20 protein-coding genes are annotated in these 25,650 nt (G+C 67.2%); 12 read left to right on the top strand and 8 right to left on the bottom strand.

Annotation, left to right across the window (positions count from 1 at the left end):
• Positions 1-79 precede the first annotated feature (79 nt).
• The 4 genes from ABV606_RS00200 (at position 80) to ABV606_RS00185 (ending at position 4,929) form a co-directional block, all read left to right on the top strand.
• Positions 80-1,360 (top strand): MFS transporter, encoded by a 1,281-nt coding sequence (locus ABV606_RS00200; protein WP_353987910.1) that lies wholly within the window; start codon positions 80-82, stop codon positions 1,358-1,360.
• Positions 1,361-1,459: 99 nt separating this feature from the next.
• Entirely contained in the window at positions 1,460-2,920 is a 1,461-nt protein-coding gene (locus tag ABV606_RS00195) for an RNA polymerase sigma factor (RefSeq protein WP_353987909.1), read from the top strand.
• A 6-nt stretch (positions 2,921-2,926) separates the two neighbouring features.
• Complete coding sequence (locus ABV606_RS00190) at positions 2,927-4,165, top strand: Mur ligase family protein (RefSeq protein ID WP_353987908.1); 1,239 nt, start codon at positions 2,927-2,929, stop codon at positions 4,163-4,165.
• Positions 4,162-4,929 (top strand): hypothetical protein, encoded by a 768-nt coding sequence (locus ABV606_RS00185; RefSeq protein ID WP_353987907.1) that lies wholly within the window; start codon positions 4,162-4,164, stop codon positions 4,927-4,929. The genes ABV606_RS00190 and ABV606_RS00185 overlap by 4 nt, the downstream gene beginning before the upstream one ends.
• Positions 4,930-5,010: 81 nt before the next feature.
• Here the strand turns inward: ABV606_RS00185 and ABV606_RS00180 are convergent, their stop codons facing one another.
• The gene (locus ABV606_RS00180; RefSeq protein WP_281487786.1) at positions 5,011-5,250 is read right to left on the bottom strand and encodes a DUF7455 domain-containing protein; all 240 of its coding nucleotides are present in this window, start codon (positions 5,248-5,250) and stop codon (positions 5,011-5,013) included.
• Between the two features lie 230 nt (positions 5,251-5,480).
• Between ABV606_RS00180 and ABV606_RS00175 the strand changes: the two genes are divergently transcribed.
• Positions 5,481-7,559, top strand: coding sequence for a DNA gyrase/topoisomerase IV subunit B (locus ABV606_RS00175; RefSeq protein ID WP_353987906.1), 2,079 nt, complete (start codon positions 5,481-5,483; stop codon positions 7,557-7,559).
• Positions 7,560-7,719: 160 nt separating this feature from the next.
• On the opposite strand, the gene ABV606_RS00170 is transcribed toward ABV606_RS00175, so the two are convergent.
• On the bottom strand, positions 7,720-10,179 hold the full coding sequence (locus tag ABV606_RS00170) for a DNA gyrase/topoisomerase IV subunit A (RefSeq protein WP_353987905.1): 2,460 nt from the start codon (positions 10,177-10,179) through the stop codon (positions 7,720-7,722).
• Positions 10,180-10,191: 12 nt separating this feature from the next.
• Between ABV606_RS00170 and ABV606_RS00165 the strand changes: the two genes are divergently transcribed.
• Positions 10,192-11,316 (top strand): alkaline phosphatase family protein, encoded by a 1,125-nt coding sequence (locus ABV606_RS00165; protein ID WP_353987904.1) that lies wholly within the window; start codon positions 10,192-10,194, stop codon positions 11,314-11,316.
• A 37-nt stretch (positions 11,317-11,353) separates the two neighbouring features.
• Here the strand turns inward: ABV606_RS00165 and sepH are convergent, their stop codons facing one another.
• Positions 11,354-12,481, bottom strand: coding sequence for a septation protein SepH (gene sepH, locus ABV606_RS00160; RefSeq protein WP_353987903.1), 1,128 nt, complete (start codon positions 12,479-12,481; stop codon positions 11,354-11,356).
• Positions 12,482-12,675: 194 nt separating this feature from the next.
• Between sepH and ABV606_RS00155 the strand changes: the two genes are divergently transcribed.
• Entirely contained in the window at positions 12,676-12,969 is a 294-nt protein-coding gene (locus ABV606_RS00155) for a DUF4193 domain-containing protein (RefSeq protein ID WP_281487791.1), read from the top strand.
• Positions 12,970-12,984: 15 nt separating this feature from the next.
• Here ABV606_RS00155 and ABV606_RS00150 read toward each other — a convergent pair whose 3' ends face one another.
• Complete coding sequence (locus ABV606_RS00150; RefSeq protein WP_281487792.1) at positions 12,985-13,431, bottom strand: DUF3093 domain-containing protein; 447 nt, start codon at positions 13,429-13,431, stop codon at positions 12,985-12,987.
• A 73-nt stretch (positions 13,432-13,504) separates the two neighbouring features.
• Here ABV606_RS00150 and dut point away from each other — a divergent pair, with 73 nt between their 5' ends.
• The 5 genes from dut (at position 13,505) to dxs (ending at position 20,260) form a co-directional block, all read left to right on the top strand.
• Entirely contained in the window at positions 13,505-13,972 is a 468-nt protein-coding gene (gene dut / locus ABV606_RS00145; protein WP_435415135.1) for a dUTP diphosphatase, read from the top strand.
• Positions 13,969-14,604 (top strand): DUF3710 domain-containing protein, encoded by a 636-nt coding sequence (locus tag ABV606_RS00140; protein WP_353987902.1) that lies wholly within the window; start codon positions 13,969-13,971, stop codon positions 14,602-14,604. Before dut ends, ABV606_RS00140 begins: the two co-directional genes overlap by 4 nt.
• A 10-nt stretch (positions 14,605-14,614) precedes the next feature.
• Entirely contained in the window at positions 14,615-15,337 is a 723-nt protein-coding gene (locus ABV606_RS00135; RefSeq protein WP_353987901.1) for a DUF3159 domain-containing protein, read from the top strand.
• Positions 15,338-15,495: 158 nt separating this feature from the next.
• Positions 15,496-18,306 carry an aconitate hydratase AcnA gene (gene acnA, locus ABV606_RS00130; RefSeq protein ID WP_353987900.1) on the top strand — a complete coding sequence of 937 codons (2,811 nt, stop codon included), beginning with the start codon at positions 15,496-15,498 and terminating at the stop codon, positions 18,304-18,306.
• 10 nt (positions 18,307-18,316) lie between these two features.
• On the top strand, positions 18,317-20,260 hold the full coding sequence (gene dxs / locus ABV606_RS00125) for a 1-deoxy-D-xylulose-5-phosphate synthase (protein ID WP_353987899.1): 1,944 nt from the start codon (positions 18,317-18,319) through the stop codon (positions 20,258-20,260).
• Between the two features lie 24 nt (positions 20,261-20,284).
• Here dxs and ABV606_RS00120 read toward each other — a convergent pair whose 3' ends face one another.
• The 4 genes from ABV606_RS00120 to ABV606_RS00105 all read right to left on the bottom strand — a co-directional run bounded on the left by ABV606_RS00120 (position 20,285) and on the right by ABV606_RS00105 (position 25,510).
• Positions 20,285-22,438 carry a 3-hydroxyacyl-CoA dehydrogenase NAD-binding domain-containing protein gene (locus ABV606_RS00120; protein WP_353987898.1) on the bottom strand — a complete coding sequence of 718 codons (2,154 nt, stop codon included), beginning with the start codon at positions 22,436-22,438 and terminating at the stop codon, positions 20,285-20,287.
• Complete coding sequence (locus ABV606_RS00115) at positions 22,435-23,637, bottom strand: thiolase family protein (protein WP_353987897.1); 1,203 nt, start codon at positions 23,635-23,637, stop codon at positions 22,435-22,437. Before ABV606_RS00115 ends, ABV606_RS00120 begins: the two co-directional genes overlap by 4 nt.
• 72 nt (positions 23,638-23,709) lie before the next feature.
• Positions 23,710-24,891: an HRDC domain-containing protein gene (locus ABV606_RS00110; protein ID WP_353987896.1), complete on the bottom strand. Its 1,182-nt coding sequence runs from the start codon at positions 24,889-24,891 to the stop codon at positions 23,710-23,712.
• Positions 24,892-24,913: 22 nt separating this feature from the next.
• Entirely contained in the window at positions 24,914-25,510 is a 597-nt protein-coding gene (locus ABV606_RS00105) for a DUF3000 domain-containing protein (protein WP_353987895.1), read from the bottom strand.
• Positions 25,511-25,650: the final 140 nt, after the last annotated feature.

Raw genomic sequence — 25,650 nt, 5'->3', positions numbered from 1 at the left:
CGCCTCGCCCGCGGCCTAGACTGACCGAGTGGATTCGCGGCGTTCCTGGGCAGTGTTCGCCGTAGGAGTTTTCGCCTACATGGTGGCTGTACTGCAGCGCAGCTCGCTCGGGGTCGCCGGGGTCGAGGCGACGGAGCGCTACTCGGCCGCCGCCGCAGCACTGTCGATGCTCGCGGTCGTGCAACTCATCGTGTATGCGGCGCTGCAGATCCCTGTCGGCGTACTCATCGACCGCTTCGGGCCGAAGCGGTTGCTGCTCGCCGGAGGCGTGCTCATGATCGCCGGGCAGCTGGTGCTCGCGGTCTCGGAGACGCTGCCGCTGGCGGTGGGTGGGCGGCTGCTCGTCGGAGCGGGCGATGCGAGCGCGTTCATCTCGGTGACGCGCCTGCTGGTGTCGTGGTTCAGCCCGCGCCGGGTGTCGCAGGCGACGCAGTGGCTCGGTTCGCTCGGTGCGGCGGGACAAGTGCTCTCTGCGTTCCCGCTGGCGATCGTGCTGCGGGAAGCGGGCTGGACCCCTGCATTCCTGTCTGCCGCCGCGATGTCGGTGATCGCCATCGTGCTCGTGCTGATCGTGATCAAGGACGCGCCCGAGGGGCTGCCGGTCGACACCGGCTCGATCGGGGTGCCGACCGGCAACATCAAGCGCCTCGTCCAGGCGCTCGGGAGGCCCGGGACGCAGCTCGGATTCTGGACCCACTTCACGACGCAGTCACCCGGTAACGTGCTCACGCTGCTCTGGGGTTTCCCGCTGTTCTCGGTCGGGTTCGGATTCGGGCCCACGCTTGCGTCCACTCTGCTCGTCCTCATGGTCGCCGCCACGGTCGTCTCTGGACCGGTGCTCGGTGCTCTGAGCGGTCGATACCCGATGCGCCGAAGCACGTTGGTGTTCGGTGTGATCGCGCTCATGGTGCTGGCGCAGTCGGTGATGCTCTATTGGCCTTGGGGGAGTCCACCGTTCTGGGTCGTGATGGTCGCGGTCATGGTCCTCGCGGCTGCTGGCCCCGCTTCGCTCATCGGATTCGACTTCGCGCGCATGTTCAACCCCACGAGAAGCCTCGGTTCCGCGAACGGCGTGGTGAACGTGGGCGGATTCATCGCGACGTTCACCACGATGTTCCTCGTGGGGCTCGTGCTCGACCTGCTCGATCGGCTCAGCGGCGGCAGCGGCATCCCGAGCGAGCTCTACGCCCACGAGCGCTTCAGACTGGCATTCGCCGTGCAGTATCTCGTGGTGGGCACCGGCGTCGTCTTCATGCTGATCACCAGGCGTCGCACCCGCGCCGAGCTGAGGCGGCAAGGAATAGACGTGACCCCTTTGCCGGTTGTACTTCGTGAGCGTTGGCGTCGCCGCCGCTCCTAGCGGGAGGCGCGGGAGGGGCAGCGCCGCCGAACGTGCAATAATCGAAGGAAGACCCGGTCATCCGGCGCCTGTGTTCTGCGTGAACGCGGCCGACTTGACATGGGTCTTAGTACTGCCCTGATACGCCGGAAAGGTGCTCGAATGGCAACCAGCAAGACCAAACCCACCGTCAAGGCGACCGAGGAGCCGATCGAGGCCGCGGCGTCGGTTGAGGGCGCGGTTCAGGCGGATGCCGCACCGAAGAGCGCCTCCGCCGCGAAGGCGAAGGCTCCGGCCAAGCGAACCGCCAAGGCGGCGTCCGACGACGCTGCAGGCGAGGAAACGGCTGAGGCGCCGAAGAAGCGCGCAGCGGCGAAGCCCAAGGCGAAGGCCGCGGCGGAAGCCGCGAAGACCCCGAAGAAGGCGACCCGCAAGCCCGCCGCCAAGCGGGGCAAGGCTGCCTCTGAGGAGCCTGCGGAAGACGAGGAGATCGAGCCCGTCGAGGTTGAAGACGACGCCGAAGCAGCCGAAGACGCCACCGACGAGGCCGCTGAAGAGTCGGAGGAGACCGTCTCGACCGGCAAGGACGAGGAGCTCCCCAGCGGCGCCATCGTGCTGTCGATGAAGGACGATGAGGACGAGATCCCCATCTACTCCGCGGCGATCACGGGCGCCACGGCTGACCCGGTGAAGGACTACCTCAAGCAGATCGGCAAGGTGGCGCTGCTGAACGCCGCCGAAGAGGTCGAGCTCGCCATGCGCATCGAAGCGGGCTTGTTCGCCGAGGACAAGCTGGCGAACACGCCCAACATCGACAAGAAGCTCAAGCGAGAGCTGGAGTGGGTCGCCCGCGACGGACAGCGCGCGAAGAGCCACCTGCTTGGCGCCAACCTGCGCCTCGTGGTGTCGTTGGCGAAGCGGTACACCGGCCGCGGCATGCAGTTCCTCGATCTCATCCAAGAGGGCAACCTGGGCCTCATCCGTGCGGTGGAGAAGTTCGACTACACGAAGGGCTTCAAGTTCTCGACGTACGCGACCTGGTGGATCCGCCAGGCGATCACGCGTGCCATGGCCGACCAGGCTCGCACCATCCGCATTCCCGTGCACATGGTCGAGGTGATCAACAAGCTGGCTCGAGTTCAGCGGCAGATGCTGCAGGACCTCGGCCGAGAGCCCACTCCGGAAGAGCTGGCGCGCGAGCTCGACATGACGCCCGAGAAGGTCGTCGAGGTGCAGAAGTACGGCCGCGAGCCCATATCGCTGCACACCCCGCTCGGCGAAGACGGAGACAGCGAGTTCGGTGACCTCATCGAGGACACCGAAGCGGTCGTGCCGGCGGACGCGGTGGGCTTCACCATGCTCCAGCGTCAGCTCGAGAACCTCCTCGACTCGCTCAGTGAGCGCGAGGCCGGCGTGATCCGCATGCGCTTCGGGCTCGGCGACGGCCAGCCGAAGACCCTCGACCAGATCGGCGACACGTTCGGCGTCACCCGCGAGCGGATCCGCCAGATCGAGTCGAAGACCATGGCGAAGCTGCGCCACCCGTCGCGTTCTCAGTCGCTGCGCGACTACCTGGAGTAGGCCTTCGTGCGCTATGGCGCCGCGATCGCAATCGGTCGCGTGGTGCGGACGCTCGCCCGGCTGAGAAAGCCGGGGGGCGGCTCCGCCGTGCCCGGCCTCGTCGTCAACCGGATCGCACCGGGATTCCTGCGCAGTGCGCTGAAGGGCTTTCCCGAAGGCCTTGTGATCGTGAGCGGCTCGAGCGGCAAGTCGACGACTACGAAGATGCTCGTCGCCCTGCTGGAGTCGCACGGCGTTCGCGTCTTCACGAATCCCTCCACGGCGAACATCACCCAGGGCCTCACATCGGCGCTGCTCGAACGCGCGGATCTGCGCGGTCGCGTCGACGCCGATATGGCGGTCCTGGAGATGGACGAGGGCCACGGGGCGCTCATCGCGCCGCAGCTCGAAGCCCGGCTCGTGCTCCTGACGAACGTGATGACCGACCAGATCGACCGGTTCCACGATTCCGAGAAGGTAGCCGGGATGCTGCGGCGCATCGCAGAGCGCGCTACCGAAGTCGTCGTGACGAACGGCGACGACCAGATGCTCGAGGCGGAGGTCCTTCCCGGCATCCGCGCTCGCATCGATCGCTTCGGTGTGAGTCGGCGGGTGTTCGAGAGTCTCCCGCGCGGACTCGGCTACACGCGCACCACTCCGGCCCGCATTGAGCAGGGGACCATCGTTGAAGCGGTCAACGGACGCCACACCACGATCGGCACGCCCGCCGAGGCGATCATGGCGACCATGCCGGCCCGTGGCGTGCATTTCGCCGTTGACGCTGCGGGCGCGATCGCCGCAGCCCGCGCACTGCTCGGAGAGCGCTTCGACGCCGAATTGGCGGCTGAGACGCTGAGCGACATCCAGCCGGTCTTCGGGCGCGGCGAGATCGTCACGGTGCGAGGCCGGGAGGTGGAGTTCGTGCTCGTGCAGAACCCGGCGAGCTTCCAGCTGAATGTCGACGAGTTGCCCGAGCGGATCGACCAGGTGCTGATCGCCATGGGGTCCGATGTGCGCGACCCCTCATACTTCTGGCCGGTCGACGCGTCCCGCATCGGCCGAGTGCAGTACGCCACAGGATCGAAAGCCGCGGAGATCGCGCTTCAACTGGTGTATCAAGGCGTCGCAGTCGATCGTGTCGAACCCGATCTCGGTCGCGCGCTCGACGAGTTCCTCGCGCTGCCCGACCCGGAGAACGGAATCAAGACGGTGATCTTCACAGCCGATTCGATGCGGCGCACCCGCGCTCACCTGGGGCTGCGATGAGCCGCGAGACTTCAATCGGGTCTGCACGCTTCCTCGCACTCGGCGGCGAGCCGCTCAACGTGAACGGCGACGCTGGCAACGCGGTGGTCCTCGCCCAGCGCGCCCGATGGGCCGGCTTCGCGGCAGAGCTGATTCCCGTGGCTCTCGGTGAGGAGCTCCCGAAGGGCCGCCCCGACGCGGTGGTGATCGGCACCTTCGGCGACCCCGCCGCAGCGGAGGTCATCGAGCGTCTTCGCCAATGGGCGCAGGCGCTCACCGACTGGCACGAAGACGGTTGTTTCATCATCGCGGCCGGTGCGGGCCTGGATGCGCTCGGAGAAGCAGTGACGGTTGCCGGTCACGAGGTGGAAGGCCTCGGCATCCTCTCGGGACGCGCGACCGCGCTGGAGCAGCGTGCGACCGACGACCTGGTCATCGACTCTGAGAGGTTCGGCCGCCTCGTGGGCTTCGAGAACCACGGCAGGGCGTACCGGAGGGCCACTGGCGAGCGTGCGCTCGGCGCAGTGGTGCACGGGACGGGCAGCGCCGACGGCACTGAAGGCGTGCTCAACGACAGACTGATCGCAACGACGATGCATGGGCCGCTGCTCGCCAAGAACCCGGGCGTGGCCGACCACGTGCTCGCCTCGGTCCTGGGTGACGGCTATACCGCGACCAATGAGCACGCGCGACGCGCTGATGCCATCGCTGCTGATGCCCGCCGCGTCATACTCGCACGCCTCAAGCTCGACCAGCCCGAGAACGCGACGACCGGCCGGCGGTGATCCGCGCGGCCGGTCGTCGACTCGATCCCGGTTGGTCTGTGAACGGCTGGTCGGTGAACGTCGGGTTCAGCGACCTGAACGTCAGCGCTCCTGTTCGACCTCGGCGAGCAGACGATCGGTCTCGTCATGCCACTCGAGCGCCACAGGACGGAGCTTCTGCTCGAACTTCGCAGCGTGGTGAGCGCAGAACGAGAGTTCTCCGCTCTCGAGCGTGACCCGCACATACGCCTGCGCCCCGCAACTGTCGCAGCGGTCGAGCGCGGTGAGTTCCGGCCGGGCAGGCAGCTCCGCGATGGCGTCGCCGGTGGTGATCCGAGACATCCTCTGCTCCTTACGACTCGGGGAAACTTGGTTCACCAGTGTAAACACGCCGCGCCCTGGGAACCTGCCTCAACGGGGGCTGTTTCGCTGACCGCGTAGCGCGTGGTCCAGGGTGTCGAGCGAATGCCGAGCCGAGTGGTGATTACGCTGGTTCGGTCACCGCGGGGCACCGCGGACACCCGGCGGACTCCAAGTCCGACTGGGGCGACCACACGACCCGAGGAGAGCCAGTGGCGAGTTCCGACTATTCCGCACGACACCTCTCAGTGCTTGAGGGGTTGGAAGCAGTCAGGAAGCGCCCCGGCATGTACATCGGCTCCACTGACTCGCGTGGGCTGATGCACTGCCTCTGGGAGATCATCGACAACTCTGTCGACGAAGCCCTCGCGGGGCACGGCAACCGGATCGACATCGTGCTGCACGCTGACGGCAGCGTCGAGGTGCGGGATCGAGCTCGCGGCATCCCCGTCGACATCGAGCCCAAGACGGGGCTCTCGGGTGTCGAGGTCGTCTTCACGAAGCTGCACGCGGGCGGCAAGTTCGGCTCGACATCGTACGCGGCCTCAGGGGGCCTGCATGGCGTCGGCGCCTCGGTCGTGAACGCGCTCTCGGAGCGGCTGGACGTCGAGGTCGACCGCGACGGCAAGACGTGGGCGATGTCGTTCCACCGGGGCGAGCCGGGCGTGTTCGCAGACCGCGGCGCACCCGATCCGGCATCCGCCTTCACGCCCTTCGTCTCAAAGAGCGAGTTGCGGGTCGTCGGCAAGGTGAAGAAGGGTGTGAGCGGGTCGCGCGTGCGGTACTGGGCCGACCCCCAAGTGTTCACCAAGGGGGCAGCCTTCCAGCTCGACGAGCTGATCGCGCGTGCCCGGCAGACCGCGTTCCTGGTGCCGGGCCTCGAGATCGTCATCACGGACGAGCGCGGAGAGGCACCGGAGACGCACACGTTCCTGTTCGAAGGGGGCATCTCCGAGTTCGTCGAGCATCTCGCGATCGACGCTCCGCTCACCGACACCTGGCGCATCGTCGATGTCGGCACGTTCACCGAGGTCGTGCCCGTGCTGCAGGAGAACGGGCATATGGTCCCGACCGAGGTGGAACGCGAGGCCCACGTCGATATCGCACTCCGATGGGGCACCGGCTATGAGACGGTCACCAAGAGCTTTGTGAACATCATCTCGACGCCGAAGGGCGGCACGCACCAGGCCGGATTCGAGGCAGGGCTGCTCCGGACCTTCCGCGCTCACGTCGAGGCGAACGCACGCCGACTCAAGGTGGGCAACGACAAGCTCGAGAAGGAAGACGTGCTGGCCGGGTTGACGGCCGTGCTGACGGTTCGTCTGCCCGAGCCGCAGTTCGAAGGCCAGACGAAGGAGGTTCTCGGCACCCCGGCCGTGCGGAGCATCGTCTCCAACGCGATCTCGCGAGGGCTGAAGGAGCGCTTCTCGTCCACCAAGCGCGACGACAAGGCCCAGACGTCGCTGCTGCTCGAAAAGATCGTCGCCGAGATGAAGTCGCGGCTCTCGGCGCGCGCGCACAAGGAGACTCAGCGCCGCAAGAACGCCCTCGAGAACTCGACCCTGCCTGCGAAGCTCGTCGACTGCCGCTCCACTGACACCGCATCGAGCGAGCTGTTCATCGTCGAGGGCGACTCCGCACTCGGCACCGCGAAGCTCGCCCGCGACAGCGAGTACCAGGCGCTCCTGCCAATCCGCGGCAAGATCCTGAACGTCCAGAAGGCGTCCGTCTCTGACATGCTCGGCAATGCCGAATGCGCGTCGATCATCCAGGTGATCGGCGCGGGCTCTGGTCGCACCTTCGAACTCGACCAGGCGCGGTACGGCAAGGTCATCATCATGAGCGACGCCGATGTCGACGGTGCGCATATCCGCACTCTGCTGCTCACGCTGTTCTTCCGCTACATGCGCCCCATGATCGAGGCCGGCAGGGTCTTCGCGGCCGTGCCGCCTCTGCACCGCGTCGTCGCGATCAACCCCGGCTCGAAGCCGAACGAGACCATCTACACCTACTCGGAGCAGGAGCTCCGGGGTGTGCTCGCCGATCTCGAACGCCGCGGGCGTCGGTATCAGGACCCCATCCAGCGATACAAGGGGCTCGGCGAGATGGACGCAGAACAGCTCGCGAGCACGACGATGGACCGCCGTTACCGCACGCTGCGTCGAGTGCAGCTGTCGGATGCCGAAGAAGCCGCCCGGATCTTCGAACTGCTCATGGGCAACGACGTCGCTCCGCGCAAGGAGTTCATCATCGACGGCGCCGGCGTCTCGAAAGAACGCATCGACGTCTGAGGTTGCTCTGCGGCCCCAGTGAAGCGGGCCCCACTGAAGCGGGCCCCGGTGAAGCGGGCCCCAGTGATCGCGCCGCGGTCAACGCCGGAGCGGCAAGAACCGCGGGGTCGAGCGACCCGGCGGCAGGGCACAGCTCGCGGTCGCTTGCACGAGCGTTGCTCTAGCCGATCGCGCGTCCGACCGAGTCGACCACGGCATCCAGCGAGGTGCCCGAAGCGTCTCGACGTGCTCCGGCCTCCGGAAGCGCCCGAGTCGCACCATCAGCGCCCAGCGCACGCGGGGGAGCGATGCCGACCCATGCGAGCCGCAGCCCGCTCTCGCCCTTCAGGAGCGACTGTGCTCGTACGCCACCGGTCGCACGTCCCTTCGCCGGGAACTGGTCGAACGCGCTCACCTTCGCGCGCCCGGCATCCGTGCCATCGAGGGTCGTGGCGGAGTCCGAGACCGTGACCACGACAGTGTCAGCGGCGCTCTCTGCGGGAATCGAAGCGAAGTGGAGGACGCTTGCGTCTGGAGCGAGCTTGATGCCGGCCATGCCGCCTGCGGCCGCGCCCTGTGGTCGCACGGTCGAGGCCGGGAAGCGAAGGAGCTGAGCGTCGGATGTGACGAATACGAGTTCATCGCTGTCGGCGGCATGACCTGCACCGACGATCTGATCGCCGTCCTTGAGCGAGATGCACTCGAACGCAGGCTTGTTGGGGAAGCCGCCAGGAGCGATGCGCTTCACGACGCCTTGGGCGGTGCCCAGCACGACCGGCTCTTCGCGCTCGAGCGAGACCAGTGCCAGGACTCGTTCCCGCTTGTCGGTCAGCGCGAGGTACTCAGCGATCTTGTCGCCGCCTGCGAGAGACACGGAATTGCCGGGGACCGCCGTGAGCCCGATGGGGGAGAACCGAATGATGCGCCCCGCGCTCGTGACCGCGGCGATCTCACCACGAGTGGTCGTGTCGATGCTCGAGAGCACGGCGTCGTGCCTGCCGCGTCGTGTGGGCACCACGATGCCGGGCGCGCCTTCGGCGGTCGAGACCCGAACCGCCCTTCCCGTGGTGGACAGGAACACACGGCACGGTTCGTCGGCGATCTGCACCGAGGGGGCGTTCTTGCCGGCGCGCGTCGAGGCCTTTGCGGGCGCCTCAGCGAGCAGCGTGCGACGGGGAGTGCCGAACTTCTCGGCGACCTCTTCGAGCTCCGTGGATACCCGCTCGCGGATCAGCGCCGGGCTCCCGAGCAGCGCCTGGAGCTCCTCGATCTCGGCGGCGAGGCGGTCGCGCTCGTTCTCCAGCTCGATTCGGGAGAACTTCGTGAGGCGCCGCAGCCGCAGCTCGAGGATGTACTCGGCCTGCAGCTGGCTGAGGTCGAAGATCTCCATTAGTCGCGCGCGGGCCTGTTCCGCCTCGTCGCTGCCCCGGATGACCTGGATGACCTCGTCGATGTCGAGGATCGCGATGAGCAGGCCCTCGACGAGGTGCAGGCGCTCCTGCCGCCGTGCCAGACGGAACTTGCTGCGTCGCACCACGACCTCGAGACGGTGGTCGAGGTAGACCTGCAGCAGTTCCTTGAGCCCCATGGTGCGCGGCTGGCCGCCCACCAGTGCGACGTTGTTGATGCTGAACCCGTCTTCGAGCGGCGTGTGGCGGTAGAGCTGTTCGAGCACAGCCTCGGGATCGAAGCCGGTCTTGATGCCGATCACGAGACGGAGCCCGTGCTTGCGGTCGGTGAGGTCGGTGACATCGCTGACGCCGGCGATCTTCTTGCTGTTGACGCCGTCCTTGATCTTCTCGATGACGCGCTCGGGACCGACGAGATACGGAAGCTCCGTCACGACGAGACCGGTCTTCCGCGCGGTGAGTTTCTCGATCGACACTCGGGCTCGCGTTCGGAACGCGCCGCGGCCCGAAGCGTAGGCCTCGCGCACACCCTCCAGTCCGACGATGGTGCCACCGCTCGGCAGGTCGGGCGCGGGCACGAACGCCATGAGCTCCTCGAGCCCGGCTTCGGGGTTCTCGAGCAGATGCCGGGCGGCCGCGATCACCTCGGCGAGGTTGTGAGGGGCCATGTTGGTGGCCATGCCGACAGCGATGCCGCTCGCCCCGTTGACCAGGAGGTTGGGGAACGCCGCGGGCAGGACATCGGGCTGCGTGAGCTGGTTGTCGTAGTTCGGTACGAAGTCGACGACATCCTCGTCGAGTCCGTCGGTCATCAGGAGTGCAGCCGCATTCAAGCGAGCTTCGGTGTACCGGGAGGCGGCAGCACCATCGTCGAGCGACCCGAAGTTGCCGTGCCCGTCGACCAGCGGCACTCGCATGGTGAAGCCCTGAGCAAGCCGCACGAGCGCGTCGTAAATGGCGCTGTCGCCGTGCGGGTGGAGCTTGCCCATCACCTCGCCGACGACTCGCGCCGACTTCACGTGGCCGCGGTCGGGCCGCAGGCCCATCTCGCTCATCTGGTAGAGAATGCGGCGCTGCACGGGCTTCAGCCCGTCGCGAGCGTCGGGCAGTGCTCGCGAGTAGATGACCGAGTATGCGTACTCCAAGAAGGAGGTCTGCATCTCCGTCGCTACGTCGATGTCTTCGATGCGTTCGCCGAGCACGGCGGATTCGGGTGTTTCGGCGGCAGTCATAGGATTGCCAACATGTTACCGGCGCGGCATTCCGAGCGGCTGCGTCTGGCCGATCTCCTTCCGGCGTGTCTCACCGCCATCGTCGATGGAACCGGTCCCCTGGCGGCACTCCCGGTGCGGAAGGCGGTCGTCGTCGTCATCGATGGGCTGGGCGCCGAGGCGCTGCAAGCGAGGGCGGGTCACGCGCGCACCCTGTCGCGTGCGCCGCGGCTCGAGCGCGCCGAGAGCGGTTTCCCGACCACGACAGCCGCAGCCCTCGCCTCGCTCACGACAGGCTCTCCCGCCGGTCAGCACGGCATGGTCGGCTATCGGGTGCTCGACCCGCAACACGACAGGATGCTGAACCAGCTCAACGACCTCGACCAGGTCGACCCGTCCACGTGGCAGCGCCGCCCCACGGTGTTCGCTGCGGCATCCGGTCACCGTGTCGCTCCTTTCGCGATCGGGGCGCGGAAGTTCGCCTCGAGCGCCTTCACCCGGGCGGTCCTGCGTGGGGCGCAGTATGTGGCTTCCGACTCGCTGCGCGGCCGGTTCGACGCTGCACGCGAACTCTTCGACCGTCACGACCGAGCCCTCGTCTACCTCTACATCCCCGAGCTCGACCAACTGGGGCATTCCTCGGGGTGGGAGTCCTCCGCCTGGCTGGAGCAGCTCGAAGCGGTGGATGCCGAGCTCGACGGCTTCTCGCGGCTGCTGCGCGCGGACGAGGGAATGCTCGTGACCGCCGATCACGGGATGATCGACGTGCCCGCCGCCTCGCACGTGCTCTTCGACGCCGAGGCAGCACTCGTCGACGGCGTGCGCCACGTCGGGGGAGAGCCCCGATGCCTGCAGCTCTACCTCGAGCCGTGGGAGGACCCGACCGCCGTGGCTGAACGGTGGCGAAACGCGGAAGGCGACCGCGCCTGGGTTGTCACACGCGAGGAGATCGTGCAGGCAGGCTGGTTCGGAGAGACGGATGCCGAGGTGCTGCCGAGAATCGGAGATGTGCTCGTCGCAGCACGAAAGCGTGTCGCCTACTACGACTCACGCGATGAGCGCTCGATGCGGGGCCGCTCGATGATCGGTCAGCACGGATCGCTCACCAAGGAGGAGCTCGAGGTGCCGCTCGCTCGTTTCGGAGCCTTCGTCGGCTGACGGTGGGCAGCGATCGCAGGCGACTCCCGGGGGGAGGTCAGGCGGGATCGTCGTCGGATCGTGCGCCGAACACGATCTCGTCCCAGCTCGGCATGGCGGCGCGGCCCTTGCGAGGACGCTGCGGGGCAGAAGGCTCCGCCTCGGTCTGTTGCGGCAGCGGCTGCGTCTGAGTGCGCACGTTGGGGTCTGAAGCGCTCGCGGAGGGCGTTTCCCGGGCGTCGGCCGGCTCAGTGACGCCTTCGCTCGCTCCGAATTGATCGAGTGCGACTTCGACGAGACGGATGCCGCGGCCGGGTGCCGGTTCGTTCGGCTCCGGCTCGTACTGCGCTGCCTCTCGCTCTCCGCGGCGTCGGCGGAGCGCTTCGAGCAGATCGGCGGTCTGGCCGGGAGCCGCGGTCGAGGCGCTCGGGACCTCTCGACGTTCGCCGAGCCGCGCGACGGGAGCGTGCTGCGGTCGCGTCGGTTCCGGGGGCAGCGCTACCGGCTCGATCGTGACGGCGCCGTCGCTCTCGTGGCGCGTGACCGCGAACGCGGCGCTATCGAACCGGGTCTGGTCGGTTCCGCGATCGTCCGCGCCGACTGCCCGGAGGCGGGGGATGAGCATGTCGGGCGCCGGGCCCTGTTGCGAGAGGGCGGTGGCGTCGTTGTTCAGCGGTGCGAGCGCCGACTTCCGTGGCTCGAAGCGCCAGCGCGCGTCGTGCTCGATCGTGTTGACCGAGAACGACAGCTTGACGACCCAGCCCTCCGGTTCCTTCCAGCTCGACCAGCGCGGCTGCTCCGCAGACATGTGGCTCAGACGCTCCGCGATGACGCTCCCGAACGTCGGCCCCTCGCCGAGGGGCTCCGAGTCCTCCGCAGTGTGAACGGGCACGGCCAGGGCGGACTCGACGATGTACTGACGCTCAGCGATGACGGGTGTCTCGAAGCGCTGCACGTACTCGATCGGCGCACCGGTGAGCTCCGCGACCTCCTGGCCCGAGAGCCCGCTGCGGATGTGGGCTTGGATCTCCCGTGGGGAGACGTTGTGCGTCGGGCGTGGAATGGGCGAGGCCTGCTTCAGGCGGGAACGCAGCGTTTCGTCGACCGCGAGACGGAATCGGGTGCCTTCCTGCGAGGTGAGCAGGAGTGAGCCGTCTTCGGCTCCGATGACTCTGAGGTCTTGCATACTGGCGTGTCCTCCGGCTGGGATCGTCCCCGAAAGGATCGCATGCGATCCGCCTCAGACCCGGGAATACGGCGGGCGTGCCGTGAGTTCACCCCTGCATCAGAACGCACCGTCCGGCCGTTTTGCAAATGCATGCGAAGTGATGCAGACTGTGCCCGCCCTATTGCAGGCCAGTGATCAAGAAGTGGATGGGAATGGCAACCGACTACGACGCCCCGCGCAAGAGCGACGACGAATCCGAGTCGATCGAGGCGTTGAAGGAACGCGTGCCCGACAAGATGTCGGGGGTTGTGGATGTCGATGACGCCGACAACCCGGGCAGCTTCGAACTCGCGGGCCAAGACCTCTCCGACGTCGAGCTCGACGTCGTCGTTCTGCCGCCGCAGGCCGATGAGTTCACCTGCGTGAACTGCTTCCTCGTGAAGCACCGTTCGCAGCTCGACCACGAGACCGACCTCGGACCGATCTGCAAGGAGTGCGCGGCCTGATCCCAGGCCGCTCGTTCAGGCCGCGGTCTTCGCTCCTGCGATCGCCGCGGCCACTTCCTCCGGACGCCGGGTCGACAGCAGCCAGTACGGCACGGGGTCGTGCTCGTCGAGCACCTCGACGCGCACCACGGGGGAGACCCAGCCACGCACCATCAGCCAAGCCCGCGCATCCAGGCCGGGACCGCGCTCGTGGGTCGCTTCATCGCCGTAGAACGAGCGCACCTCGCCCGTGAGCGAGATGGGGATCCTTGCGCTGCCGGCCCGCAGTTCGTCGGGGGCGACCTCGATGGTCGGTGAGGCAGCGATGAGCAGCACGACGCATCCCGCGTAGAGCACCACGGCAGTCGCCACACCGACACCCACGTTGATCGGCATGAAGAGCAGGATCGTGGCCGGGATGACGAGCGCGCAGGCCAAGTAGATCCAGGCGCTTGGCCACAGGCGTTCTCGGTAGAGCGTCATAGGGGTATTCGACCAGATCTAGCTGAACGCTGCTCGGCAGTGCGCCAAGCCCCTCCTGCACTAGCCTCGATGCGTGACAGAAATCGTCGATGTGCTCTTCAAGGGCTCGCACATGCCGGAATACGCCCACCCGGGCGACGCCGGCGCCGACCTCATCTCGACCGAGCGGCTCGTGCTCGCGCCCGGGCAGCGGGCGCTCGTGCCGACAGGCCTGTCGATCGCGCTTCCCGAGGGCTTCGCCGCGTTCGTCGTGCCGCGCAGTGGACTCGCGGCGCGGCATGGCATCACGGTGGTCAACAGTCCGGGCACCGTCGACGCCGGCTACCGAGGCGAGATCAAGGTGACACTGCTGAACACCGACTCCTCCGTGCCCTACACGGTAGAGCCCGGCGACCGCATCGCGCAGCTGATCGTCATGCCGGTGCCGCGTGTGCGCTTCGTCGGGGTCGATGAGTTGCCCGAGAGCGTGCGAGGCGCCGGAGGGTTCGGCTCGACCGGCTACGCCTCGGCGGCCTCCGCACAGACTGGAGACACAGCATGAACGACACCCCGGAGCAGGCGCTCGAGCACGAGGACCTTCCCGTCGAGCACGCGAAGTCGGCGCCGGAGGACCGCAGCGTCGCGGGCCCGCTCGACGCCGACGAGGCCAACGCAGTCCGGCCCTACGTCGATCTCGGCGGCGTGAAGATCGTGCCGCGGCCCGAGTTGCAATTGAGGCTCGAGGTCGAAGAGGGCACCAAGCGAGTGGTCGCCGTCGGGCTGGACTACGCGGGCTCCACTCTTCAGGTGCAGCCCTTCGCCGCGCCCCGCTCGAGCGGGCTCTGGCACGAGATCCGTGCGCAGATCGCCGATCAGATCGCGAAGCAGGGCGGCAAGGCGACCGAGCGCGAGGGCACCTTCGGCCCGGAACTGCTCGCCGAGATCCCCATCGTCGCCGGCGGCAGCGAGACCGGTCGGCGCATCGCCCGCTTCATCGGTGTCGACGGACCTCGATGGTTCCTCCGCGGTGTCATCGCGGGAGAAGGCGCGGTCGACGAGCAGGCTGCCGAGAAGATCGAAGACCTCTTCCGCAGCATCGTCGTCGTGCGCGGCAACAGCCCCATGCCTCCCCGCGACCTCATCCCACTGCACATGCCGGCTACGACTCCTGGCGCGGTGGGCGAGACGGAGTGAGCGTTTCAGCATGACCGCCGAGCCCCAAGGCACCGGTAGCGAAGCGAGCACGCCGGAACAGGTCGCTGCCGCGCTGGAGACGGCTGCGCGCAAGTCCGGCATCGCCAAGGTGGAGCCGGGCGAGGCTCCTTCGGCGCGGGCTCTGCTCGCGGCCGTCGGTGGAGTGCGGGGACTGATCGAGACGATCCTTCCCGGCGCGATGTTCCTCGTCGTGTACACGCTGACCTCAGAACTCGTGCCGTCGGTCGTCGCTCCGTTCGTCGTGGCGCTCATCTTCGTCGGCCTCCGCCTCGTGACCCGCACACCGGCGAGCAGCGCCATCGCAGGCGCGGTCGGTATCGCGCTCTCTGCCGGCGTTGCGCTCATGTCGGGCCGCGCAGAGGACAACTTCGTGCTGGGGTTCTTCGTCAACGGCGGCGCGATCGTGCTGCTGCTCGGGAGTCTGCTGGTGCGGTGGCCGCTGATCGGACTGATCATGGGAGCACTGTCCGGCGATGCACTCCAGTGGCGTGAGCAGAAGGCGAAGTACCGGGTCGCTGCCGTGACGACTCTGCTCTGGACGTGCGTCTTCGCCGCTCGCTTGATGGTGCAGCTGCCGCTCTACTTCACGTCGCAGACCGAAGCGCTTGCGGTCACCAAGCTGGTGATGGGCGTACCGCTCTACGCGGCGACGCTGTGGATCACGTGGCTGCTCGTGCGTCGCGCGTACGAGCGTGTGGCGGCGGCCGACTGACGTGCTCGGCTGCTAAGATTTATCTCGACATCAAGATATTTCATCGATGGATGCCGTCCGGCGCCTGGGCGCGTCGGCATTCGCGGGAATAGGCTTGAGGGTGCTGAGCCGGCAGGGCTGCAGGTGCCATCGGGACTACGTCAGCAAGGGAGACATCAGTGTCCGCAATCAACAGTTTCGGCGCGAAGGACACCCTGCGCGTCGGTTCCACCGACTACGAGGTGTACCGGCTCGACAAGGTCGCCGGCTACGAGCGGCTGCCGTTCAGCCTGAAGGTGCTGCTGGAGAACCTCCTCCGCACCGAAGACGGCAAGAACGTCACCAAGGAGCAGATCCAGGCTCTCGGCTCGTGGGATGCCGCGGCCGAGCCTGACACCGAGATCCAGTTCACTCCCGCCCGTGTGGTCATGCAGGACTTCACTGGCGTTCCCTGCATCGTCGACCTCGCCACCATGCGCGAGGCGATGGTGGCCCTGGGGGGCGACCCCGAGAAGATCAACCCGCTGGCACCTGCTGAGCTGGTGATCGACCACTCGGTCATCGCCGATCTCTTCGGCACTCCCGACGCGCTCGAGCGCAACGTCGAGATCGAGTACCAGCGCAATGGCGAGCGCTACCAGTTCCTCCGGTGGGGTCAGACCGCGTTCGACGACTTCAAGGTCGTCCCCCCGGGCACCGGCATCGTGCACCAGGTCAACATCGAGCATCTGGCCAAGGTGACCTACACGCGCACTGTCGACGGCGCGCTGCGCGCGTACCCCGACACCTGCGTGGGCACCGACTCGCACACCACCATGGTGAACGGGCTCGGCGTGCTGGGCTGGGGCGTGGGCGGCATCGAGGCAGAGGCGGCGATGCTCGGCCAGCCCGTGTCGATGCTGATTCCCAAGGTCGTCGGGTTCAAGCTCAAGGGTTCTATCCCGGCCGGCGTGACCGCGACCGACGTCGTGCTCACGATCACCGACATGCTTCGCAAGCACGGTGTGGTGGGCAAGTTCGTGGAGTTCTACGGCGAGGGCGTGGCCCAGGTGCCCCTCGCGAACCGCGCGACGATCGGAAACATGAGCCCCGAGTTCGGTTCGACTGCGGCGATGTTCCCCATCGACGACGTCACGCTCGACTACCTGCGCCTCACCGGGCGGAGCGAGGAGCAGGTCCAGCTCGTCGAGGCGTACTCGAAGCTCCAGACCCTCTGGCACGACCCCGCGGTCGAGCCGGTCTTCAGCGAGTACCTCGAGCTCGATCTCGGCACCGTGGTGCCGTCGATCGCGGGCCCGAAGCGTCCGCAGGACCGCATCGAGCTCACGAACGCGAAGACGCAGTTCGAGCACGACCTCACCAACTACACGACCGTCGTTCACGATCTCGTCGACCTCGAGGTGGCGGAGTCGTTCCCGGCATCCGACCCGCCCGGAAACACGCCCGAGAACGAGCACAGCGAGCACGTGCACACGCATCGCAGCCACGCCCCGAAGACGGTGTCGCAACCGGTTGACGTGCACCTGGCGACGGGCGAGCAGTTCGTCATCGACCATGGGGCGGTCACCATTGCGGCGATCACCTCGTGCACGAACACCTCGAACCCTTCCGTGATGCTCGCGGCTGGTCTGCTCGCACGGAACGCGGTGAACAAGGGCCTGAAGGCCAAGCCCTGGGTGAAGACGACGCTCGCGCCGGGCTCGAAGGTCGTCACCGACTACTACGAGAAGGCGGGACTGACCGACGACCTGGAGGCGCTCGGCTTCTACACTGTCGGGTACGGCTGCACCACCTGCATCGGCAACTCGGGCCCGCTGGCCGACGAGATCTCGGCTGCGGTGAACGAGCACGATCTCGCCGTCACCGCAGTGCTGTCGGGCAACCGCAACTTCGAGGGGCGCATCAACCCCGATGTGAAGATGAACTACCTCGCCAGCCCGCCGCTGGTGATCGCGTACGCACTCGCCGGTTCGATGAACTTCGACTTCGAGCGTGATGCGCTTGGCACGGATGCCGATGGCAATGAGGTGTACCTCAAGGACATCTGGCCCGACGCCTCCGAGGTGCAGCGCACGATCGACGAGTCGATCGACACCGACATGTTCCGCACCCAGTACGCCTCGGTGTTCGACGGCGACGAGCGTTGGCGGTCGCTGCCCACGCCGGCGGGCTCAGTGTTCGAGTGGGACGCGGAGTCGACCTATGTTCGAAAGCCTCCGTACTTCGACGGCATGACCCTCGAGCCCACTCCTGTGCGGGACATCACCGGCGCACGGGTGCTGGCGAAGCTCGGGGACTCGGTGACGACCGACCACATCAGCCCCGCTGGGTCGATCAAGGCCGACAGCCCGGCCGGTCGCTACCTCACCGAGCACGGAGTCGACCGCAAGGACTTCAACTCCTACGGCTCGCGCCGCGGCAACCATGAGGTCATGATCCGAGGCACATTCGCGAACATCCGCCTGAAGAACCTGCTGCTCGACGGCGTCGAGGGCGGCTACACGCGTGACTTCACGCAGGCCGACGGTCCGCAGTCGTCGATCTACGACGCTTCGGTCAACTACCAGGAGCGGGGCATTCCGCTCGTGGTGCTCGGCGGCAAGGAGTATGGTTCGGGATCCTCTCGCGACTGGGCGGCCAAGGGCACCAGCCTGCTGGGCGTGAAGGCGGTCATCACCGAGAGCTTCGAGCGCATCCACCGTTCGAACCTGATCGGAATGGGCGTCGTGCCGCTGCAGTTCCCTGCAGGCGAGAGCGTCCAGTCGCTGGGTCTCGACGGCACCGAGATCATCTCGATCTCGGGGCTGGAGGCGCTGAACGAGGGCGTCACCCCGAAGACAGTGCGCGTCGTCGCAGAACCGAGCGAGTTCTCACCGGCCGGCAAGCAGACCGTGGAGTTCGACGCCGTCGTGCGCATCGACACTCCTGGTGAAGCCGACTACTACCGCAACGGCGGCATCCTGCAGTACGTGCTCAGGAGCCTCGTCTAGGGTTTCTCGAATGACCCTTCTCGAGACCATCAACGGTCCTCGTGATCTCGACGGACTCTCTCCCGCGCAGCTCACACAGCTCGCGGGAGAGATCCGCCGGTTCCTCGTCGCCGAGGTGTCCAAGACCGGGGGACACCTCGGCCCGAACCTCGGCGTCGTGGAACTGACGATCGCCATCCATCGCGTGTTCCACTCCCCGGATGACGCCATCGTCTTCGACACCGGCCACCAGAGCTACGTGCACAAGCTGCTCACGGGCCGTCAGGACTTCAGCAGACTGCGGCAGGCAGGCGGACTGGCCGGCTACCCGCAGCGCTCAGAGTCGGAGCACGACATCGTCGAGAGCTCCCACGCGTCGAGCTCGCTGAGCTGGGCCGACGGCATCTCTCGCGCCTACGAGATGACCGGGCAGGACGGCCGCTGGGTCGTCGCCGTCGTCGGCGACGGTGCGCTCACCGGCGGCATGACGTGGGAAGCGCTCAACAACATCAGCGACGACAACAGCCGCAATCTCGTCATCGTCGTCAATGACAACGGCCGGTCGTATGCGCCCACCATCGGCGGGATCGGCAGGTTCCTCTCCAGCGTGCGCACACAGCCCACGTACCGCGAGCTGCACCTGAAGTCCGAGCGGCTCGTCGCGAAGCTCGGAAAGCCCGCTCGCGCGCTCTACCGAGGCATCCGCGGCGGCACGCACGGCTTCCTCGCGCGATTCACCAACAACAAGGCGCTCTATTCCAACCTCGACATCAAGTACATCGGTCCCGTCGATGGGCATGACCTCCGCGCGATGCAGGAGGCGCTCCGGCAAGCGCGCAACTATCGCGCACCGGTCATCGTGCACGCGATCACGCAGAAGGGCAGGGGCTACGAGCCGGCTCTCGCCGACGCCGCCGACCAGTTCCACGCCGTCGGTCAGATCGATCCGATCACGGGCGAGCCGGTCGAGCAGGCGAGCAGCCCGTCGTGGACCTCGGTGTTCGCCGATGAGGTGCTGGCCCTCGCCGAACGGAACCCGCGCATCGTGGGCATCACCGCGGCGATGCTCCGGCCGACGGGCCTCCACAAGTTCGCCGCCCGGTTCCCCGACCGAGTGTTCGATGTGGGGATCGCAGAGCAGCACGCCGTGACGTCGGCCGCCGGGTTGGCGTTCGGCGGGCTCCATCCGATCGTCGCCATGTACTCGACCTTCGCCAACAGGGCCTTCGACCAGGTGCTCATGGATGTCGCGCTGCACCGCGCGGGAGTCACATTCGTGCTCGACCGCGCCGGTGTCACGGGGCCCGACGGGCCGAGCCATCACGGCATCTGGGATCTCGCCCTGCTGCAGGTCGTTCCCGGCATCCGGATCGCGGCGCCGAGAGATGCCGAACAGCTTCGTGAGCAGCTGCGCGAAGCCGTCGCCATCGATGATGGTCCCACCGTGGTGCGCTTCTCCAAGGGCAGTGTCGGCGGCGAGAGCTCGGCCGAGCGTCGTACGCACGACGGGGTCGATGTGCTCCGTGAGGCGAGCCAGAAGGACGTGCTCATCGTCGCGATCGGCCCGATGGCTGCGCTGGCGATGGATGTCGCGCAACGCGTCGCGGCGCAGGGGATCGGTGTCACGGTACTCGACCCGCGCTGGGTCGTGCCGGTACCCAAGAGTGTGATCGAGTTCGCTCGTGAGCACCGCCTGCTCGTATCGATCGAAGACGGCATTCGAGTCGGGGGCGTGGGCACTCGCATCCGTCAAGATCTCCGCGCCGCCGGCGTCGACACAGCCGTGGACGAGCTCGGTCTGCCCGACGAGTTCATCGAGCACGCCTCGCGCGAGGAGATCCTCGAGCGGGCTGGCCTCACCGCGCAGCGCATCTCACGCGACATCGTCGCGCAGGTGCTCGGCACCAAGGTGCCGTTCGCGCGGCCGCTCCCGCCGGTGGTCGTCGAACCGGTGCAGCAGCACCAGCACGACTGACAACGCCCGGCGGGAGCCGCCGGCTCAGTCGGCGCTATCGTCTCCCGCCACCCCGCGGATCGGCGGGTGGTGGAAGGTGTCGCCGAACGCGCGTTGCGAAGCACCGACACGGTCGAGGTAGGGGGTCGCGCCACCCATCTGGAACGGCCAACCGGCGCCGAGCAGCAGGCACAAGTCGATGTCCTCGACCGCCGAAACGACCTTGTCGTCGACCATGCGCTTGATCTCGTCGGCGAGGCCGTCTTCGATGCGTCTGCGCAACTCGTCAGCCGACATGACGCTCTTGCCGCCCGAGACGATCTTGCGAGCTGCCTTGTCGATGCCCTTGATCCTGCCCTTCGAATCGCGTTCGAAGATCCGACCGTGCTCCGCTAGCCTGTGCAGGTTCTCGCTCTCGTAGAAGCGATCAGGGAACGCAGCGTGGTGGGTGTCGAGTACATGCGCGCCGACCTTCAGCCCGACGAGTTCCAGCAGCTCGAACGCTGTCATGGGCAGCCCGAACGGCGCGACTGCCTCGTCGACGGTCTCGAACGACGTGCCGGTATCGACCGCATGCATGGCCTCGCCGAGCAGTTTGGCGAGCAACCGGTTCACCACGAACCCCGGCGTGTCGGCGGTGATCACAGCGGTCTTCTTCAAGGACTTGGCCGCGGCCATGGCCGTCGCGAGCACGGCGTCATCGGTCTGAGGGGTCTTCACGACTTCGATCAGGGGCATCACGGCCACCGGATTGAAGAAGTGGAACCCGACAAGGCGCTCCGGGTGCTTGAGCTTGGCGCCGATCTGCTCGACCGAGAGCGATGACGTATTCGTAGCGAGTACGGCCTCCGGCGAGAGGAACGGCTCGACCTGCTCGAACACTGCCTGCTTCACTTCGAGCTCTTCGAAGACGGCCTCGATCACCCAGTCGCAGTCAGCGAAGTCGGCCTTGTTCACCGTGCCGGTGATCAGCGCCTCGAGGCGGTTCAGTTCATCGGGGTTGATCTTGCCCTTCTCCCGGAGTTCAGCGAGCTCGCCCTTGATCCGCTCCACGGCCTGGTCGACGCGTTGCTGGTCGAGGTCGGTGATCACCACCGGAACCTGCATGCGACGGAGGAAGAGCAGGGCGAACTGACTCGCCATGAGGCCCGCGCCGATGATCCCGATCTTGGTGACGGGACGCGCGACCGCGGGATCGGGAGCGCCGGCCGGGCGCTTGGCACGCTTCTGCACGAGATTGAACGCGTAGATGCTCGCGCGGAACTGGTCGCTCGCGATGAGCTCGGCAAGAGCCTCGTCCTCCGCGGCGAAGCCGGTCGCCTTGTCGCTGTTCTTCGCCGCTTTCATCAACTCGAGGGCCTTGTACGGCGCCTTCGCTACGGTGCCGATGCGCGATTCGAGGGTCTTGCGCGCGATGGAGATCGCGGCATCCCATTTCACGGTGCGCTCGATCATGCCTGGCTCGTTGGGGCGCTTCACCTTGAGCTCGCCCGAGAGCACCCGGTCGGCCCAGGCGATCGAATCCTCGAGGAAGGTCGCCGGAGGGAACATCGCATCGGCAATGCCGAGTTCGAGTGCTTGTGGACCGCGAAGAAGCCGGTTGTTCTTCAAAGGGTTCTCGACCACGACCTTCAGCGCGTTCTCGATACCGATGAGATTCGGCAGCAACCACGCCCCGCCCCAGCCGGGAATGAGGCCGATGAAGACCTCGGGCTGCCCGACCGCAGGAGCGCTGCTGTCGATGGTGCGGTAGTCGGCGTTCAGTGCGATCTCGAGTCCGCCGCCGAGGGCGAGACCATTGATGAAGGCGAACGATGGAACTCCCAGCTCGCTGAGGCGACCGAACGTGGCGTGGCCGAGCCGCGCCATCTGGCGCCCGGTCTCCAGATCGGGAATCTCCTGCACCTTCGAGAGGTCGGCGCCCGCCGCGAGGATGTAGGGCTTGCCGGTCAGGGCCACCCCGTGGATCTCGCCGGCGTCGGCGCGCTCCCTGAGGGTGTCGAGCACCGAGGCGAGTTCGAAGAGGGTCGCGGGCCCCAGCGTGTTCGGCCGTGTGTGGTCGCGTCCGTTGTCGAGCGTGATGAGTGCGAGTGTCTTTCCGCTCGCCAGCGCCACATCGCGAACGAACGAGTGAGTCACGACCTCGTCCTCACCGAGGCCCGAGAGCCGGTCGTACTCAGCGGTCATGGTCTGCGTCATCGCTTCTTCCGTCCGTTGTAGTGGGGGTTCTCCCAGATCACCGTGCCGCCCTGCCCAAGGCCAACACACATCGCTGTGAGGCCGTAGCGCACGTCGGGGCGCTCCTCGAACTGACGCGCCAACTGGATCATGAGGCGCACGCCCGAGGAGGCGAGCGGATGTCCGACCGCGATCGCGCCACCCCACGGGTTGACGCGTGCGTCATCATCGTCGAGACCGAAGTGATCGAGGAAGGCGAGAACTTGCACGGCGAACGCCTCGTTGAGCTCGAACAGCCCGATGTCGTCGATCGAAAGACCCGCCTTGCGCAGCGCCTTCTCCGTGCTCGGCACCGGCCCCAAACCCATGATCTCGGGGTCCACACCCGCGAACGCGAAGCTCACCATGCGCATCTTCGCGGCCAGGCCGAGCTCTCGCGCCGCCTCCGAACTGGCGATGAGCGACACGGTCGCGCCGTCATTGAGCCCCGAGGCGTTGCCTGCCGTGACGCGGCCGTGCGGCCGGAACGGGGTACGAAGGTCTGCGAGGCCTTCAAGGGTCGTCTCAGGTCGCATGGCCTCGTCGCGCGTCGCGAGCCCCCATCCCTCTGAGGTGCGGATGGCGACGGGGACCAGGTCGGGCTGGATCTTGCCGGCGTCGTACGCCGCTGCGGTCTTGTGCTGGCTCGCTGCCGCGTAGCGGTCGGCCCGTTCCTTCGTGAGGTGCGGATAGCGGTCATGGATGCGCTCGGCGGTGACGCCCATGTTCAGCGCTTCAGGGCTCACCATTCGCTCGGCGACGAAGCGCGGGTTCGGGTCTGCGCCGCTGCCCATCGGGTGGTGCCCCATATGCTCCACGCCGCCCGCGATCGCGATGTCGTAGGCGCCGAACGAGATTCCTCCGGCCACCGCAGTCACCGCGGTCATGGCGCCCGCGCACATGCGATCGATCGCGTACCCCGGCACAGAGCGAGGCAATCCAGCGAGGATCGCCGCACTGCGCCCGATGGTGAGGCCCTGATCGCCTTGTTGCGTCGTCGCCGCGATCGCGACCTCGTCAATGCGGTCCTTCGGCAACTGCGAGTTGCGCTCCAGCATGGCGATCATGGCTTTGACCACCAGGTCATCGGCACGCGTCTGCCAGTACATGCCCTTTTCGCCGGCCCTACCGAAGGGCGTTCGCATCCCGTCTACGAAGACGACATCGGTTCTCTCGGCCACTTTGCCTCCTGCATCAGTCGATCTGCCGATTGTAGAGAACGCGTATGACCCGCCAGCATCCGTTGCCGGAACCTACGACGCGTCGCTCTCTGCGTCCTCGGCGCCTTGGTTCGCTTCAACAAAGGCTGTGAAGATCGCCTCGTGCGTGGCTGCGACCTGCCAGGGCCTCGCGTCCAATACTGCGAGAGCCGACGCGATCGCCTCCGCTGTCAGGGGCTCCGGCGGTTGCCAGGCCAAGCGCCGCAGCGTCTCGGGGGTGAGGAGGTTCTCGAGCGGCAGCCCGAGGGCTTCGGCGATCTCGGTGAGGCGGTTCCGCGCCCGTTTCAGACGCCGGTCCGCCTCAGGATTGCGATCGCTCCAGGCACGCGGCGGAGGCAGCGAATCGCCATTGGCGCGCTGCGCCGGAAGCTCCTGCGTCTGAAGACCCGCCTGCACGGCTTCCCACCACCGATCGAGCTGGCTACGACTCGCTCGGCCGGAGAACTCCTTGAGCGCGGCGAGTTCCTGCCGAGTCTTCGGCAGCGCGCGTGCCACAGCGACGATCGATGCGTCGGGTACGAGGCGACCCGGCGCGATATCGATCTCTCGCGCGTACTCGTCGCGCGCTGTCCAGAGGGAGCGGGCGACGGCCAGGTTCCGTGGCGACCGGACGGCGTGCACTCCCGACAGCCTGCGCCAAGGCTCGGCCCGTTGCGTGCGAAGATCACGCGCGAGCGTCGACGCGAACTCCTGGTCGGCGATTCCTCGCTTGCGCTGCTCGGTCAGCAGCTTCTCCAGTTCGTCGCGGAGGTCGAGGAGCAGTTCGACGTCGAGCGCCGCGTACTCGAGCCAGGGCTGCGGCAGAGGGCGAGTCGACCAGTCGGCGGCCGAGTGCTCCTTCTTGAGGTGGATGCCGAGCAACTGCTCGACGACGGTGGCGAGGCCGACCCGCGGCATCCCGAGCAGACGCGCCGCGAGCTCAGTGTCGAAGAGGCGCTGCGGGTCGATGCCGACCTCACGCAGGCACGGCAGATCTTGCGTGGCGGCGTGCAGCACCCATTCCTCGCCGGCCAGCAGGCGGTTGAGCTCCGAGAAGTCGCCGATGGCCGGTGGATCGAACAAGAACGTGCCTGCATCCCGCCGGTACAGCTGGATCAGATATGCCCTCTGCGAGTATTTGAAACCGGAAGCCCGCTCCGCATCGATCGCGACGGGACCCGTAGCGGCGACAATGCGTTCGAGCGCGGCGCGGTACCCGTCCTCGGTGTCGATCACCGAGTAAGGCCGCGCGTGCGGCTCAGCGTTCACCGCGGTTCATCCGGCGTGCTGCCAACAGGCTGACTCCATCTCCGTCACCGGGAGGGAGCCCGGCGAGCATGCACAACAACTCGCACCAGCCTTCCACATGTGCGGTGAGCTCATGGTCCATAGGCGACCAGGATGCGCGCAATTCGATCATCGCGCCGCTGCCCTCTCCAGCCAGCTCCCCATAGCCGGTCGACAGCGTCTTCGTGGCAGTGCCGGATGCCGAGTGGTAGCGGGCATGGCGTGAGTCGAGCGCGTCGACGAGCCATGACCATGTGACGTCGGCGGTCAGCGGGTCGAGCGCGATCTCGAGCTCAAGAGGCGCCTGAGCGAAGCACACTACCCGGAATGGGCTTCCCCAGGCCTCGGGCTCGTCCGGGTCGTACAGCAGCACGAACCGGCCCGTGCCGAGATCCTCCACGCCGTGTGCGGCGATGTCGGCGGCGAGGGCCGTGGAATACGGCGCGAGCCTGGGTGGCGAGGGGATCTCGCTGATCGTCACCTCGCTGCGCACCGACACCGCGCGAACCGCGTCGAGCGCTGCGCGGAACTCGTCCGGCAGTGGCGCTTCGGCGGGGGAGTCAGGCACGCTTTGCAGACTAGGGTTGTCGACGGCGATTCGAGCAGAGACTCGCCGCCGTCAGCGCCGTGAGCACGAAGGGGGACGGCGATTGGGGAGCGGTCGCAGCACGAGCACCCGTGAACGGGGCAGCCGTCGGGTTCCTTCGG

Origin of the sequence: Ruicaihuangia caeni (assembly GCF_040536845.1) — a bacterium.
Classification (GTDB): Bacteria; Actinomycetota; Actinomycetes; order Actinomycetales; family Microbacteriaceae; genus Ruicaihuangia; species Ruicaihuangia caeni.
This window is presented reverse-complemented; position numbering and strand designations above follow the sequence as displayed.

Coding starts and splice junctions, on each gene's coding strand:
- ABV606_RS00140 (WP_353987902.1), top strand. CDS start 13,969: ATGAACGACACCCCGGAGCAGGCGCTCGAGCACGAGGACCTTCCCGTC.
- dxs (WP_353987899.1), top strand. CDS start 18,317: ATGACCCTTCTCGAGACCATCAACGGTCCTCGTGATCTCGACGGACTC.
- ABV606_RS00165 (WP_353987904.1), top strand. CDS start 10,192: ATGTTACCGGCGCGGCATTCCGAGCGGCTGCGTCTGGCCGATCTCCTT.
- ABV606_RS00135 (WP_353987901.1), top strand. CDS start 14,615: ATGACCGCCGAGCCCCAAGGCACCGGTAGCGAAGCGAGCACGCCGGAA.
- ABV606_RS00185 (WP_353987907.1), top strand. CDS start 4,162: ATGAGCCGCGAGACTTCAATCGGGTCTGCACGCTTCCTCGCACTCGGC.
- ABV606_RS00170 (WP_353987905.1), bottom strand. CDS start 10,179: ATGACTGCCGCCGAAACACCCGAATCCGCCGTGCTCGGCGAACGCATC.
- ABV606_RS00200 (WP_353987910.1), top strand. CDS start 80: ATGGTGGCTGTACTGCAGCGCAGCTCGCTCGGGGTCGCCGGGGTCGAG.
- ABV606_RS00150 (WP_281487792.1), bottom strand. CDS start 13,431: ATGACGCTCTACCGAGAACGCCTGTGGCCAAGCGCCTGGATCTACTTG.
- ABV606_RS00180 (WP_281487786.1), bottom strand. CDS start 5,250: ATGTCTCGGATCACCACCGGCGACGCCATCGCGGAGCTGCCTGCCCGG.
- ABV606_RS00155 (WP_281487791.1), top strand. CDS start 12,676: ATGGCAACCGACTACGACGCCCCGCGCAAGAGCGACGACGAATCCGAG.
- ABV606_RS00120 (WP_353987898.1), bottom strand. CDS start 22,438: ATGACGCAGACCATGACCGCTGAGTACGACCGGCTCTCGGGCCTCGGT.
- sepH (WP_353987903.1), bottom strand. CDS start 12,481: ATGCAAGACCTCAGAGTCATCGGAGCCGAAGACGGCTCACTCCTGCTC.
- ABV606_RS00195 (WP_353987909.1), top strand. CDS start 1,460: ATGGGTCTTAGTACTGCCCTGATACGCCGGAAAGGTGCTCGAATGGCA.